At 66.3% G+C, this 15,225-nt stretch carries 12 protein-coding genes; 10 read left to right on the forward strand and 2 right to left on the reverse strand.

The features are described from left to right. Positions 1-185 precede the first annotated feature (185 nt). Positions 186-1,058, forward strand: coding sequence for an SIR2 family protein (locus LJE61_RS07900; RefSeq protein WP_296917984.1), 873 nt, complete (start codon positions 186-188; stop codon positions 1,056-1,058). Positions 1,059-1,220: 162 nt separating this feature from the next. On the opposite strand, the gene purE is transcribed toward LJE61_RS07900, so the two are convergent. Continuing rightward, positions 1,221-1,751 (reverse strand): 5-(carboxyamino)imidazole ribonucleotide mutase, encoded by a 531-nt coding sequence (purE, locus tag LJE61_RS07905; protein ID WP_296914721.1) that lies wholly within the window; start codon positions 1,749-1,751, stop codon positions 1,221-1,223. Further along, positions 1,748-2,902 (reverse strand): 5-(carboxyamino)imidazole ribonucleotide synthase, encoded by a 1,155-nt coding sequence (locus LJE61_RS07910; RefSeq protein WP_296914718.1) that lies wholly within the window; start codon positions 2,900-2,902, stop codon positions 1,748-1,750. The genes purE and LJE61_RS07910 overlap by 4 nt, the downstream gene beginning before the upstream one ends. A 478-nt stretch (positions 2,903-3,380) precedes the next feature. Here LJE61_RS07910 and LJE61_RS07915 point away from each other — a divergent pair, with 478 nt between their 5' ends. The 9 genes from LJE61_RS07915 to LJE61_RS07955 all read left to right on the forward strand — a co-directional run. Continuing rightward, the gene (locus LJE61_RS07915; RefSeq protein ID WP_296917986.1) at positions 3,381-5,897 is read left to right on the forward strand and encodes a putative bifunctional diguanylate cyclase/phosphodiesterase; all 2,517 of its coding nucleotides are present in this window, start codon (positions 3,381-3,383) and stop codon (positions 5,895-5,897) included. Positions 5,898-6,080: 183 nt separating this feature from the next. After that, positions 6,081-8,897 carry a monovalent cation/H+ antiporter subunit A gene (locus tag LJE61_RS07920; RefSeq protein ID WP_296917988.1) on the forward strand — a complete coding sequence of 939 codons (2,817 nt, stop codon included), beginning with the start codon at positions 6,081-6,083 and terminating at the stop codon, positions 8,895-8,897. Positions 8,898-8,910: 13 nt separating this feature from the next. Continuing rightward, positions 8,911-9,252, forward strand: coding sequence for a Na+/H+ antiporter subunit C (locus LJE61_RS07925; protein ID WP_296911923.1), 342 nt, complete (start codon positions 8,911-8,913; stop codon positions 9,250-9,252). Continuing rightward, entirely contained in the window at positions 9,249-10,766 is a 1,518-nt protein-coding gene (locus tag LJE61_RS07930; RefSeq protein WP_296911925.1) for a monovalent cation/H+ antiporter subunit D, read from the forward strand. Before LJE61_RS07925 ends, LJE61_RS07930 begins: the two co-directional genes overlap by 4 nt. Positions 10,767-10,769: 3 nt before the next feature. Beyond that, a complete protein-coding gene (locus LJE61_RS07935) occupies positions 10,770-11,264 on the forward strand; it encodes a Na+/H+ antiporter subunit E (RefSeq protein ID WP_296917989.1) in 495 nt (164 codons plus the stop codon). Further along, complete coding sequence (locus tag LJE61_RS07940; protein WP_296911929.1) at positions 11,258-11,527, forward strand: K+/H+ antiporter subunit F; 270 nt, start codon at positions 11,258-11,260, stop codon at positions 11,525-11,527. The genes LJE61_RS07935 and LJE61_RS07940 overlap by 7 nt, the downstream gene beginning before the upstream one ends. Positions 11,528-11,534: 7 nt before the next feature. Further along, positions 11,535-11,900 carry a Na+/H+ antiporter subunit G gene (locus LJE61_RS07945; protein ID WP_296911932.1) on the forward strand — a complete coding sequence of 122 codons (366 nt, stop codon included), beginning with the start codon at positions 11,535-11,537 and terminating at the stop codon, positions 11,898-11,900. Positions 11,901-11,927: 27 nt separating this feature from the next. Then, a complete protein-coding gene (locus LJE61_RS07950; protein WP_296917991.1) occupies positions 11,928-13,994 on the forward strand; it encodes a hydantoinase/oxoprolinase family protein in 2,067 nt (688 codons plus the stop codon). Between the two features lie 97 nt (positions 13,995-14,091). Beyond that, on the forward strand, positions 14,092-15,225 hold a 1,134-nt coding region (locus LJE61_RS07955), incomplete at its 3' end, for a DesA family fatty acid desaturase (RefSeq protein ID WP_296917993.1).

The following is a 15,225-nucleotide window of genomic DNA, read 5'->3' on the forward strand; positions in this document are numbered from 1 at the left end:
GGCGACCCGACCGACAGGCTTCCGAGGCAGCTCTCATTGCTGAGTTTGTTAGGGATTCGCAGCATCCTTGAAGGCTCCGCTACCGAGATCCGGCTTGCCGATCCCGGAGGGCCGCTTCTCCATTCGTGGCATTTTTCTTGCGTTGACCACTCCATTCACTCGGTCGGTCGTTAAAGGTCTTCGCCATGCTCCACGCACTCGCCGCCGGTCTCGCACAGGGCACTCTGGTACCCTTTCTCGGTCCCGGCGCGCTGCGCGGGGCGCATGATCCAGGCACGGGCCAACCCATCCCTGCCGACAGCGAAAGCCTCATCCTCGCCATGAACCAGGGCAGGCCGATGTCGCAGCGTCTGATGTGGGAGTTCCCTCGCGCCGCCATGGACGTCGAGCTCAAACGCGGACGCGGGGCGGTTCACCGTTTCCTGGATACCACCTATGGCGAGCGCACCTGGACACGCGCACCGCTGCACGACTGGCTGAAGGCGATCCAACCGCACTATGTCGTCGACATCAACCGGGATACCCAGCTGCAGGATTCTTATCTCGGGGTGCCGCATATCCTGGTGCGCGGCATTGCCCGGATCGGCGGCACCGATTACCGCTTTCGGCTCGACCGCTATGACGGCGTGACCTACGACTCGATCGACCAGGGGGAGGTCGATCCGGAGTTGCCCGTCCTCTTCAAGCCGCTGGGCAGCCCGCGCCCGGACGCAACCTACGTCGCCTCCGACGCCGACTTCGTCGATTACATCACCGAGCTGATGGGCGGCTTCGCGATTCCGCCGTTTCTGAAGACCTATCGCCGGGGCAGGCAGTACGTCTTCCTTGGCCTGCGTCTGCTGCGTGATACCGAGCGGATGCTGATGGGGGACCTGATCTACGGCGCCGGGTCACCGTCCGGATGGGCACTGATCCCGGATCCCACGGAGAAGGAGCGCCGCTTCTGCAACGCCAAAGGCATCGAGATCATCGAGGCGGACATTCCGGATCTCCTCGCCAACACCACGCACGATCCTTTGGGCGAGCCGCTCCCGGCCACCGATGACACGGGGTGTTGAGCACTCATCGCGTATTTTCCCGGCAGCGCGTTAAGACCGAAATCAGACGCACCGGCGAGCGCGAAAACAGGCCCTGCGTCGCGCTCGCCGGCTTCGCCCGCAATGGCAGGGGGCATCAGGCGCTGGCTGCCATGTCGTCGATCGAGTCGTGCGGCAGGAGGCTCAAGCGCGGTGCTGCTCCATGGCGGCGACCTTCGCCATCACCATGGCCTCGAGGTCCTGCTTGTAGCGCGCGACCCGCTCGCGCACCTCGGCATCCGAGGCGCCCAGGATCTGCGCGGCGAGGATCCCGGCATTCCTGGCGCCATCGATGGCCACCGTCGCAACCGGCACGCCCGCGGGCATCTGCACGATCGAGAGAAGCGAATCCTGGCCCATGAGGCTGGAGGTCTTCACCGGGACCCCGATCACAGGCAAGGGTGTGATCGCCGCGGCCATGCCGGGGAGATGCGCGGCCCCGCCCGCGCCGGCGATGATCACACGCAGCCCGCGCTCGACCGCGCGCTCCGCGTACGCATAGAGTCGCTTGGGGGTGCGGTGCGCCGAGACGATGGTCATCTCAAAGGGGATACCAAGCTCGCCGAGCACGGCGGCGGCTTCCTGCATCACCGGCAGGTCCGAGTCGCTGCCCATGATGATGCCAACCCGCGCAGTGCCCGGGGCTGACGAGGCAAGGCGTGTCCCTCCGGTCATGGGTGGTCTTCTCCCGAGATCTCGATAAGCCGTCGGACCCGCTCGGCCTTGTGACGAGCCTCGTCGATGTCGCGGTCCAGCACAGTCACGTGACCCATCTTCCGGAAGGGTGCGGTGGCAGCCTTGCCATAGAGGTGCAAACACACACCAGGGATCGCGAGAGCCTCGGCCATACCCCTGATCACGGGGCGTCCCCGATGGCCCGGCGCACCGAGCAGATTGATCATGGCCGCGGGGCAGAGTTGCTCGGTGGACCCCAATGGAAGTCCGACGATGGCCCGGAGATGCTGTTCGAACTGATCCGTGATATTCGCCTCGATGGTGTGGTGCCCGGAGTTGTGGGTGCGCGGGGCCACCTCGTTGACCAGGAGCCCGCCGGAATCCGCGAGAAACATCTCGACCCCGAAGATTCCCACACCGCCCAGCGCATCGACGGTGCGCACCGCGAGACGCGCCGCCGCAGCCGCCGTCTCCGCAGGGATCTGCGCCGGGGCCAGCAGCATCTCCATGACATTCTCGCCGGTGCGGAAACACATCTCCACCGCAGGATAGCAGCGATGATCCCCGTCCAGTCCACGCGCCACCAAGACCGCCAGCTCCTTGGCGGCGGGGACAAAGCGCTCCACCAGGGAAGCGACCGGCAGGTGCCTGGCAAACTCGTCTGGGCCGCGCAGGATGGCAACACCTCGACCGTCATAACCGCCGCGGCAGGCCTTCTGAACCAGCGGATAACCGAACGCGGCGAAGTCCTCCTGCGCAGGTTCCGGCATGGCCCGGAAGGGTGCCGTCGGGATGTCCGCTGCGCTCAACGCCTGCTTTTGCGTGAGCTTGTCCTGCACCAGTGCCAGGACGGTCGGCGCCGGGTGGATGTTGTGGCCCTCGCGCGCGAGTTGGATCAGGGTGTCGGCGTCGATATCCTCGATGTCGAAGGTGACGACATCGCATGATTCGGCGAGCTCCCTGAGCTTGGCCGGATCATGATAGGCACCGACGATCTGATGTCCCGATATCTGCCCAGCCGGACAGCTCGGCGTCGGATCCAAAACCACGCAAGTGCAACCGATTCGTTTGGCGGCCTTCGCCATCATGCGACCGAGCTGGCCGCCGCCAATGATGCCGATACGCGCGATGGGCAGGGGGAAGACGTCCATGCGCTCAATCATCGGTGCTTGGGCGAGAATTGGAAAGCCCCAATCGCCGCGCCCGGAGCAACACGGGTCCCGGACGGCGGCGATCCGATCATCGGGTCATCGGGCGGGCGCCCGGCCGGGGTGGGCACGGGGATGCGGTTGAGAGGACCCGGGAAGCGCTGAAGAACCCGGCGCTTCCGGGGGAAACAAGGAGGTGCCGCCATTGCCGGTCGCCCCTGCCGCCGAGCAGGCCGCGACTCCGACACCGCGTTTCCGACTCGCGCGCCCGGGCCGTTCAGGCGCAACCGGCTGTCGGCGACAGGTTCAGCGCGGACGCATGGATGGGATTACGATTGGAATTGTGGCAAGCTGAGCCGAGCATCCGGTCAGGACTGGACCCGGTGGCGGGCCGAGGCAGGCGATCGGAGCCCGACATGGAAAAAACACCCAACAACAAGGTTGCCGCCGACCGAAGCGGCGCGAAAGGAGGTCGTTCAGAGTGTCTGCCGAGAACCCGCGCCGCTCCTTTGTCCCGCTCATCATCTCCACTCTGGTGCTTCTCACCTCCGCGCTGGGTGCAGTGCTGATCGCCCGGTATTCTGGGCAACAGCGGCTCAATCCGCCGAGCCCGCAGGCGATCGATGCGACAGCGGCTCAATCGGAGGCGCTGCCCACGGCCGCTGAGGTCGCCGCAGCACTGGAGCTGCCGGCCGCGAACCAGGCGCTCATCGTCGGCCCGACGGGTGGCTGGGGCGATCCGGTGAGCCTCGCACTGATGGGCGGGCTCGGTCTGGGCCTGAGTCTGCTGCTCGCGATTCTCGTGAAACGTCTGCTCGACGCGCGCGCGGCACAGCAACGCTTGGAGGCGCAGCTGGATGAGCAAGTCGCCGACGCCAGGGAACAGGAGGCCGAGCGGCATCGTGAGCACCAACTTCTGCGCCAGGCAGAGCAACTCGCCACGCTCGGCTCCTGGGAATGGGATATCGCCAACGATCGATTCAGCTTTTCAGCCGCTTGGCTCGCGATCCATGGCGTGCAGGACCAGCCGCCGGTGAGCCTGGCGGACACCAGGCTGCTCGCACACCCGGATGATTCGGATGCCCTCGAAGAGGCCTTCACAGCAGCACGGGAAGGCAGCAGGGACCTCGACATCGAGCATCGGATCATCCGTCGCTCCGACGGGTCGCTTCGTCAGATCCACACGCTCGGCCTCCTGATCCGCGACGCCCATGGGGCGCCACGGAGCCTGTACGGCCTGTCCCAAGACGTGACTGACCAAACTGCAGCGGAGACCGAGCTGCGAATCCTCGCCATCGCCTTCGAGGCCCAGGAAGGGATGGTGGTCACGGACGCCCAGCAGCGAATCCTCCGGGTCAACAGCGCTTTTACACGCACCACTGGCTACTCCCCCGAGGAAGCGCTCGGCCAGACCCTGCGTCTTCTGGAGTCCGGACATCACGATCAAGCCTTTTTCTCGGCCATGTGGGAGCGTATTCGAACCTTCGGTTTCTGGGAAGGCGAGATCTGGAATCGCCGCAAGAATGGCGAGATCTATCCTGACTGGATGACGATCAGCAGCGTCAAGGACACACGCGGTCGCGTCACCCATTACGTCGCCACCTTGACCGACATCACGCATCGCAAGACGGTCGAGGAGATTCGACATCTCGCCTTCTACGATCCACTGACCAATCTGCCGAACCGGCGGCTGGTGCTGGACCGCCTGCGCCAGGCACTGGCTGCCAGCGGCCGGACGGGCCAGGAAGGCGCCCTGTTGTTCGTCGACCTGGACAACTTCAAATTGTTGAACGACACGCGCGGACATGAGGTCGGCGACCTCTTGCTGCAGCAGGTCGCCGAGCGTCTGTTGACCTGCGTCCGCGAGAGCGACAGTGTCGCGAGGCTGGGCGGTGACGAGTTCCTGGTCATGCTTCCTGAGCTGGGGCCGGACCACGAGCAGGCCGCCGCCCTGGCGACCACTGTCGGCAACAAGATCCTGGACACCCTGGGGGCCCCGTACCGACTCGGGGGGCACGACTACCAGAGTACGCCCAGCGTCGGCATCGCCCTGTTCGGCCGCCAACCGAAAAGCGCGGACGACGTGCTAAGACAGGCGGATGTCGCCATGTATCAGGCCAAGGCCGCCGGCCGCAACACCCTGCGCTTTTTTGACCCTGAGATGCAGCAGGCGCTGCACCGACGCGCCACGCTGGAAGCCGATCTCCGTCGCGCGGTCAATGAGGGTCAATTCCTGCTCTACTATCAACCGCAGGTCAACCAGCGCGGACACATCACCGGGGCCGAGGCGCTGCTGCGCTGGCACCATCCCGAGCGCGGAATCATCCTGCCGGGGCAGTTCATCGGGCTCGCTGAGGCGATCGGATTGACTCGCCCACTGGGCCGTTGGGTCCTTTCCCAGGCCTGTGCCCAGCTGGCCGAGTGGGCCGCCCGGCCCGAGACTGCCGGGCTGCGCCTGGCGGTCAACATCAGCCCGGGACACTTCCGCCACCCGGACTTCGTCGAGGACGTCCGCGCCGCGCTCGCCGGGGGCAAGGCCGATCCCTGCCGGCTGCGTCTGGAGCTCACGGAGAGCCCCTTACTGGACGACCCGGGCGACACCCTGACCAAGATGACTGCGCTCAAGGCCAACGGCGTCGGCTTCACGCTCGACAACTTCGGTATCGGCTACTGCTCGCTCTCATACCTCAAGCGTCTCCCGCTCGATCAGTTAAAACTGGCTCCATCGTTCGTGCGCGAGGTCCTCGCCGATCCCAAGGACGATGCAATCGCCGATCATTTCGTGGCGCTCGCAGAGGGTATGGGACTCGCGATCATGGCCGAGGGGGTGGAGACCGAGGCGCAGCGCAACTATCTCCTGAGCCACGGGTGCAATATATTCCAAGGCTTCCTGTTCGGCCGGCCGGGTCCGGCGGCAGACTTCGCGGACGCCGCCCGATCTCATCATGCCCAGGCGCAAGACCTCCAGGACGCAGCGCATCAGGCCGTTGCAGGTTGAGAGGACGACTCGGGCGGACCCGGCCCCGGCCCGTCGCTCGCGTGACCGCAGCCAAAGGCGCGCGACGAGCCGGCGGCTCGGGGGCTCCAGGAACATCGTCGCGTCCCCGTGCCGGTTGGGAACGACATCGCTGGTATCGTTGCGCCCGCGATCCAGTCACTTCGGTTGCAGGCTGATGCGCGCATGAATCTATTGTTCGTCGTCCTCATCCCCTTCATGGGAGCCGGCCTCGCCGCATGGATGGCAGGGTTCGGCCGTCTCCAGTCCGCCTGGATGGCGGGGGGTGTGACGCTGACGGCGCTGCTCGTGCTCCTGCCAGCCGCGGCACCATCCTTCATCGGCGAGACGGTCATCCAACGCGTCCCTTGGATGCCGAGACTCGGACTGGATCTCGTCTTTCGTCTCGACGGCTTGGGCCTGCTGTTCGTGCTGATGATCCTGGGGATCGGTCTGCTGATCATTCTCTACGCACGTTACTACCTGGCGGAGCGCGACAGCATGGGCCGCTTCTACGGCTACCTGCTCCTCTTCATGGGATCGATGCTCGGGGTCGTCCTGTCGGAGAACCTGATCCTCCTCCTGATGTTCTGGGAGATGACGAGTCTCTCCTCCTTCCTGCTCATCAGTTACTGGCAGCATCGCGAGGACGCCCGCATCGGTGCGCGGATGGCGCTCACCATCACGGGTCTGGGAGGGCTGGCGCTGCTGGGCGGGTTTGTGCTGTTGGGCGAGATCGCCGGCAGCTACGACCTTTCAGTCATCCTGGCCTCCGGTGCGGCGATCCGGGCCCATCCGCTCTATCCCCCGATGCTGGTGCTGATCCTGGTCGGCGCTTTCACCAAGTCGGCCCAGTTCCCCTTCCATTTCTGGCTGCCGCACGCCATGGCGGCACCGACGCCGGTCTCCGCCTATCTGCATTCGGCCACGCTGGTCAAGGCCGGTGTGTTCCTGCTGGCGCGCCTTTTCCCGGCCCTGTCCGGGACCACCGAATGGTCGGTCCTGGTGATCGGGACCGGCCTGACCACACTCTTGGTCGGTGCCTATTTCGCCCTCTTCAAGCACGACCTCAAGGGCCTGCTCGCCTACTCCACCATCAGCCATCTCGGCCTGATCACGCTCCTGTTCGGCATCGGCACACCGCTCGCCGCGGTCGCCGGCATCTTCCACATCATCAACCACGCGACCTTCAAGGCGTCGCTCTTCATGGCCGCGGGCATCATCGACCATGAGTGCGGCACCCGCGACATGCGCCGCATCAACGGTCTCTGGCAATTCATGCCCTACACCGGGACCCTGGCGATGGTGGCGGCGGCGGCGATGGCCGGGGTCCCGCTGTTCAACGGCTTCCTTTCCAAGGAGATGTTCTTCGGCGAGACCGTGACCTTCTCGGCCTCACACACCTGGGAGTGGCTGCTGCCGACCGCCGTGGTGATCGGGGGCATCCTCGCCGTCGCCTACTCGCTGCGCTTCATCCATGACGTCTTTTTCAACGGAGACCCGGTCGACCTGCCGAAGACACCGCATGAGCCGCCGCGCTGGATGAAGGTGCCGGTGGAGGTGCTGGTCGCCGCCTGTCTGCTGGTGGGAATGCTGCCGGCGTACACCGTGGCGCCGCTGCTCGACATGGCGGCGGAAGGCGTCCTGCAGGCAGCCCCGCCGGACTATGATCTGGCGATCTGGCATGGGGTCAACGCCGCCGTCTTGATGAGTATCGCGGCCTTGATCGGCGGCGCGCTCGTGTACGCGGGACGGCGCCCGCTTTTCGCCCTGGCCGCCCAACTCGAGGGCCGACTCGACGCCAAGGCCGTCTATGACTGGGTCCTGAAGCACGTACTCGCTTCGGCAGACGGCGTCACCCGCGGGCTGGACTCCGGGTCGCTGCAGCGCATGATGCTGGTCTTGGTCCTCGCTGCCCTGACCCTGGGGACGGCCGGTTTTCTGAGCGCAGGTGCGCCCCTGACCGGGGATCGGGCGCTGCTTCCGGTCGACCCCGTCAGCGTGCTCGTCGCCGTCGCACTGGGAGTGGTGGCCGTCTGGACGGTGATTCTGCACCGCCGCCGCCTGACCGCTCTCATCGTCATGGGTGCGCTCGGGCTGCTGATCTCGCTCATCTTCGTCAAGTTCTCGGCTCCGGATCTGGCCCTGACGCAGCTCTCGGTCGAGGTCGTCACGGTCGTCCTCCTCCTGCTGGCACTCTATTTCCTCCCCCAGCACACCCCGACCGAGTCGGATCGGCCCCGCCGGATCCGCGACATCGCGGCGGCGACACTCGCGGGCGTCGGGGCCGCCGCCCTGACCTGGGCGGTGCTGACCCGCGAGTACGACAGCATCGCGGACTTCTTCCTGGCCAACAGCGTGCCGGGGGGCGGGGGCGGGAATGTCGTCAACGTGATCCTCGTCGACTTCCGCGGCTTCGATACCTTGGGGGAGATCTCGGTCCTCGCTCTGGCCGGCCTCGGAGTCTATGCCATGCTCAAGGACCTGCGTCTCCCCGGCCCGACCTGGGACGTACGCGATCGTCCCTGGAACTGGGACATGCATCCGACCATCATGGCCGCACTGACACGCCTCCTGCTGCCGCTGACCCTGGTGGTCTCGGTCTTCATCTTCCTGCGCGGCCACAACCTGCCCGGCGGCGGTTTCATCGCCGGCCTGATCACCGCGGTCGCGCTGATCATGCAGTATCTGGCAAACGGGGTGGAGTGGACCCATGAGCGGATGAAGGCCAATCTTCACCCGGTGATCGGACTCGGCCTGCTGATCGGCCTGCTCACCGGTCTGGCGAGCCTGGTGCTCGGGTACCCTTTCCTCACATCGACCTTCACGCACGTGCACTGGCCGATCATCGGGGACTTCGAGCTGGCCTCCGCCATCGCCTTCGATCTCGGCGTCTACCTCGTGGTGGTGGGGGCAACCCTCCTGATCCTGGTCCACCTCGGCCTGATGCACGACGCGAGTCACGTGGATGCGGCCGCGACCCAAAGGCCTCGATCCGGATAGGGAGCCGAAACCGATGGAAGCCTTGATCGCATTGATTGTGGGTGTCCTGACGGCCTGCGGGGTCTATCTGGCGCTTCGCGGCCGTACCTTTCCCCTGGTTCTCGGGCTGACCCTCCTGTCCTATGCGGTCAACCTCTTTCTCTTCGTCACCGGACGCCTGACGGTCGCCCTGCCTGCGGTGATCTCGGAGGAGGCCGCAGGCTATGCCGACCCCCTGCCCCAGGCCCTCGTCCTGACCGCCATCGTCATCAGCTTCGGTATGACCGCATTCCTCATCATGCTGGCGCTCAAGGCGCGTGCGGAGCTGGGAACCGACCATGTGGACGGCCAGCGCGGGGGGAGCGGACCTCGATGAGCCATCTCGTCATTGCCCCGGTGATCTTTCCCCTCATCGCCGCGACCGCTCTGCTCCTGACTCGGCGCGCCGTACCCCTGCCGGCCCGTCGTCTCCTCAATCTGGGCGCAGTGGCGGTCGAGGTCCTGCTCGCGGCGCTCCTGGTGCCAAGCGTCGCGGAGGGCGCGATCCTGATCCACACACTGGGCAACTGGCCTGCGCCCTATGGCATCGTCCTGGTCGCGGACCGCCTGAGCGTCTGGATGCTGCTCATCACCAGCCTCCTCGCCTTCTTTGCATTGCTCTACGCGGTGCGTGGCACGGACGCCGGAAGTCGACACTTCCACCCTCTGTTCCAGCTCCAGCTGTTCGGCCTGAGCGGAGCCTTCCTGACCGGCGACCTCTTCAACCTGTTCGTTTTCTTCGAGGTCCTGCTGCTGGCCTCCTATGGGCTGCTCCTGCATCGCGGCGGCCCGGAGCGGACGCGCGCGGGGCTGCACTTCGTCGCGTTGAATCTGGCCGGCTCGACGCTCTTTCTGTTCGCTGTCGGGACCCTCTATGCCATGTTGGGAACGCTCAATATGGCAGACCTCGCCGTGAAGGCCGCGGCCGCGCCCCCGGAAAACCTCGGTGTCATGCGTGCCGCCGGCCTCCTGCTGTTCGGCGTCTTCGCCCTCAAGGCCGCCTTGGTCCCGCTCTACCTCTGGTTGCCCGCCGCCTACTCGGCCACATCTGCGCCCGTCGCAGCCCTCTTCGCCATCATGACCAAGGTCGGCGCATACGGGATCCTCCGGGTCTACACCCTGATATTCGGGGATCAGGCCGGGCCCCTCGCCGACCTGATCGAGCCATGGCTGCTGCCGCTCGCGCTGACGACGATGGTCGTCGGCAGCCTGGGCGTGCTGTCCGCCGCCGAGCTGCGTCGCCAGGTCGCCTATCTGGTGGTGGTCTCGGTGGGTCTCCTGCTGACCGCCTTCGGCCTCGGCTCTGGGCCGAGCATCTCCGCCGGACTCTACTATTTGGCCCACACGACCTTCGCCGCGGCGGCCCTCTTCCTGCTGGCCGACGTCATCGCCATGGGTCGCGGCGATCTCCAGGATCGTCTTGACCCGGGACCCGTGATCGCCAATGCCAAGCTGATCGGCGGACTGTTCTTCGTGACGGCGATCCTGGTCTCCGGACTCCCCCCGCTGTCGGGATTCCTCGGCAAATACCTGGTGCTCCGTGCCGCTGCCGGGACCGCTTCCATGCCCTGGGTGCTCGGCATCATCCTGACCGCAGGCCTGTTAGGGGTCGTTGCGTTGGCACGCACCGGCAGCCTCTTGTTCTATCGAGCCGAAGCCCCCCCCGACGCACCACCCATCGTCGGCCCCAACTGGGGGCGCCTGATGCCCGTCATCGGCTTGCTCACGCTCTGTCTCCTGCTCGTGGTGGGGGCCGGGGTCTTGACCGACTACACTCGCGAGACGGCCGGTCAACTCCTGCAACCAGGCAACTACATTCGAGCCGTTCTGGGCGATGCACCAGGTGATTAGGTCATGAGACACGTCCTTCTGCCCCACCCTGTCCTGACCCCCGTCCTGGCCGTCGTCTGGTTGCTCCTGGTCAACAGCCTGTCCCCTGGCCAGATCCTTCTCGGCCTGCTCTTGGGATGGGCGATCCCGGTCTTCACCCTGCGCTTCTGGCCGGAGCAGGTGACGATACACAAGCCAATGACGCTCCTGCGGTTCCTCGGCGTCGTCCTCTACGACATCCTGGTCGCGAACATCACCGTCGCCAGACTGATCCTGGCCGGACGGAAACACGTGAGCCCGGCATTCGTCACCGTCCCGCTTGCCTTGCGCTCGGATCTCGGGATCAGCCTACTCGCGAATACGGTCTCGTTGACCCCCGGCACCGTCTCGGCCTGGCTCAGTCCGGATCGCACCCGACTGGTCGTCCACGGACTGCGGGTCGACGATCCCGACGCCCTGATCGCCCAGATCAAGCGCCGCTACGAAGCACCCTTGAAGGAGGTCTTCGAGCCATGCTGAGCATCGCCATCACGACCGCCTTCGCGTTGGTGTCCGGCGCACTCCTCCTGAGCCTGTGGCGCATGCTCGCAGGGCCGGACAAACCGGATCGGATCCTGGCGCTGGACACCCTCTATATCAACACCATCGCCCTGCTGGTCCTGCTCGGCATCCACCTGAGCAGCTCACTGTACTTCGAGGCGGCGCTGCTCATCGCCATGATGGGCTTCGTGAGCACCGTCGCACTCTGCAAGTACCTCCTGCGCGGCGACATCATCGAATAGGCCGTACATGCTCGAAGTCGTGCTCTCGCTGTTGATCATCATCGGTGCCGTCTTTACCTTCATCGGCTCGCTCGGGCTCGCCCGCCTCGGCGATTTCTACACGCGCCTGCATGGCCCGACCAAGGCGACCACGCTCGGCGTGGGCAGTCTCCTGATCGCGTCCGTGCTCTATTTCAGCACCCGGGGTGAGGGACTGAGCCTCCACGAGATCCTCGTCACTCTGTTCCTCTTCATCACCGCCCCGGTCAGCGCGCATCTGCTCTCCAAGGCCGCACTGCACCTGCGCGTCCGGTCCCTGGCGACGCCGCCGCGAGACGCCGGGGACCCGGAGGGCGGTCGGCCCGCCCGTGATCGGGTCGAGGAAAGCCGATAGGCCCCGGCAGCTCTCTGGTTGTTTCCGATGATCATCGTCGGCATCGACACCGGGGGCACCTTTACCGATCTGGTCCTCTGGCATGACGGGTCGGTACGAACCCACAAGGTCCTGTCCACTCCCGCGGCCCCCGAGCAGGCCATCCTTCAGGGCATCGCGGAGCTCGGTCTGCCGACGACGCGACTGCATGTGATCCACGGCAGCACGGTCGCGACCAATGCCGTTCTGGAAGGCAAAGGCGCTCGGACACTTTATGTGACCAATCGGGGCCTCGCGGACCTTTTGACCATCGGCCGCCAGGCACGCCCCGCCCTCTATGACCTCCAGCCCCCACCGCGGACACCTCCGGTCCCGGCGGATCTCTGCTGCGAAACGGGCGGACGGCTGGGGGCGGACGGGCATTGGGTCGAGCCGCTCCAGCCGGCCGACGTCGATGCGGTGAGGGAAGCCGTCGAACGGCTTGCACCCGAGTCGGTCGCGATCAACCTCCTGTTCTCTTACCTGGACGACAGCGCCGAACGGGCATTGGAGGAGGGACTCCCCGATGGGCTCTTCGTCTCGCGCTCCTCCGACCTGCTGCCCCTCAGCGGCGAGTACGAGCGCGGAGTCGCCACCTGGCTCAACGCGCGAGTCGGACCCGTGGTCGCGCGCTACATCGAGCGCCTCGCCTCGGGACTTCCGGCCGCGCGGGTCTCGGTCATGCGCAGCAGCGGTGAGGCAGTCACCGCCAGCCAGGCGGCGCGCCATGCGGCGCACCTGCTGCTCTCTGGTCCTGCCGGAGGCCTTGCGGGAGCCGCCTTTGCCGCCGCCGCAAGCGGTTGCTCGCGATTGTTGACCTTCGACATGGGAGGCACCTCGACGGATGTCGCGGTCGTCGACGGGGCACCTCACCTCACCACCAGCGGGCGGATCGCCGGCTTCCCGGTCGCTCTCCCAATGGTCGATTTGCATACCATCGGGGCGGGCGGGGGCTCGGTGGCGCGAGTCGATGCAGGCGGCATGCTCAGGGTGGGACCCGAGTCGGCGGGGGCGAACCCCGGACCCGCGTGCTACGGTCGCGGCGGGCGGGATCCGACGGTAACCGACGCCAACCTGGTGCTGGGCCGGCTCGACCCCGACGGCTTCCTCGACGGACGCATGCGATTGGACCGGAGCGCGGCCCGATCGGCCTTTGCCGGACTCGCACAGTCAATGGGGCTCTCTGTCGAGGAGGCGGCAGTCGGCGTGGTGCGCCTGGCCGACGAGCACATGGGGCGCGCCCTGCGCGTGATCTCGGTTGAGCGCGGACTCGACCCCCGCGATTTCGTGCTGACCTCGTTCGGCGGGGCGGGCGGCCTGCATGTCTGCGCACTGGCCGACGCCTTGGGGATCACCCGTGCCCTTGTCCCGGTGCATGCCGGTGTCCTCTCGGCGCTGGGCATGGTCGTGACCCCGGCCGGCCGCACGCTGACGCGGACCCGACTCGGGCTGCTCGCTGACGCAGGTGACCGGGACATCCCCGATGCCCTGGAACAGTTGGCAGAGACTGGGCTCGCCGAGCTCGAGCGCGAAGGCCTGGCTCGGGAGACCCTGCTCCAGGAGCGCTCGCTCGACCTGCGCTATCGCGGTCAATCGCATACGTTGAACCTGCCGTGGGGGCCGCTGTCTGAGATCGCGAATGCCTTTCATCACCTGCACGAATGCACCTACGGACACCGCCTCGACCTTCCGATCGAGCTGGTCAACCTGCGGGTGCGGGTTCGCGGTCCGAGCCTCGGCCTCAGGCTGCCGAGGTTCGCAGAGACCGGGGGCCGTTCGCCCGACCGCCGGACACAGGCGTATCGCTGCGATTCACCGGTCCCGATCCGCGCGCGTGGGGATCTGGCCCGCGGTCAGGAGATCGCCGGGCCGGCCATCGTTGCCGATGCCCTCTCGACGCTCTGGCTCGCCCCGGGCTGGCACGCCCGTCTCGATGAGGTCGGCAACCTCGCGCTCACGCGCCGGGATGGGGATCGATCCGATGCCGTTTCGTCCCGGCAATCACCACTGACCCGAATGAGTGGCCTGCAGGCCGCCATGCCAGCAGCCGAAAGCCGGATTTCCAGCTCCTGCTGAAGACCGGATTCTTGTATGCTGTCCGCAACGACGCTTCGGGATGGCATCCGATCCGCCGGCTGCCCTCGCGGCTCTCCACCAAAACCCCAGGAAACCTATGACCCTTTACGGAATTCTCGACGCCGGCGTGCTACCGGCCATCCTCTTCACGCTCGGCATCACCCACGTCACCATCATCTCGGTGACACTCTACCTGCACCGCGCACAGGCCCATCGCGCCCTGGACCTTCACCCGGCGGTCGCTCACTTCTTTCGCTTCTGGCTCTGGCTGACGACCGGGATGGTCACCAAGGAATGGGTCGCGGTCCATCGCCGACATCATGCCAAGTGCGAAACCGAAGAAGACCCGCATAGCCCGCAGGTCCTTGGATTACGCAAGGTCCTCGGCGAGGGCGCGGAGCTATACGCGCAAGCCGCGCGCGACCGCGAGGCGGTGGCACGATACGGTCAAGGCACGCCCGACGACTGGCTGGAGCGTCGCCTCTACAGCCGCTTTTCGTGGCACGGCCTGGCGCTGATGCTGATCTTGGATGTCGTCCTGTTCGGCGTCCACGGGCCAGTCATCTGGGCCGTCCAGATGCTGTGGATTCCCGTCTGGGCGGCTGGAGTGATCAACGGTGTCGGCCATTACGCGGGCTATCGCAACTTCGAGCCGCCTGACGCCTCGACCAACATCGTGCCCTGGGGGATCCTGATCGGGGGCGAGGAGCTGCACAACAACCACCATGCCTTTCCAAGCTCGGCGCGACTCTCGTCCAAGTGGTGGGAGCTCGATATCGGATGGATTTACATCCGGATCCTCCAGGCCTTGGGGCTTGCCAAGGTTCGGAGGGTCGCGCCCGATCCGCAAGTGGTTCAGGGCAAGGGACAGATGGATCTGGACACCTTGCGGGCCGTGATCCTGAGCCGCATGCACGTCTTCGCCCGCTATGGGAAAGAGGTCATGGGGCCGGTTTCGCGGGCTGAGCTCTGTCGTGACGCGGACCACTGCCGGCGCTTGGTGCGGCGCGCGCGGCGCCTGCTGCTGACCGAGGGCAAGCGTCTCGACGCCGCCGCCCGGCGCAGCCTGGACCAACTGCTGGCCAGGTATCAGACGCTCGCCACGGTCTACCAGTTCCGCGAGCGCCTCCAGGAGATCTGGGATCGCAAGGCCCCAAGCCAGGACGCACTCCTCCACGCACTACAGGATTGGTGTCATCAGGCCGAGGCGACCGGCATCCAGGCGTTGGCG

It is taken from the genome of Thiocapsa sp., assembly GCF_022340925.1.
GTDB lineage: Bacteria > Pseudomonadota > Gammaproteobacteria > Chromatiales > Chromatiaceae > Thiocapsa.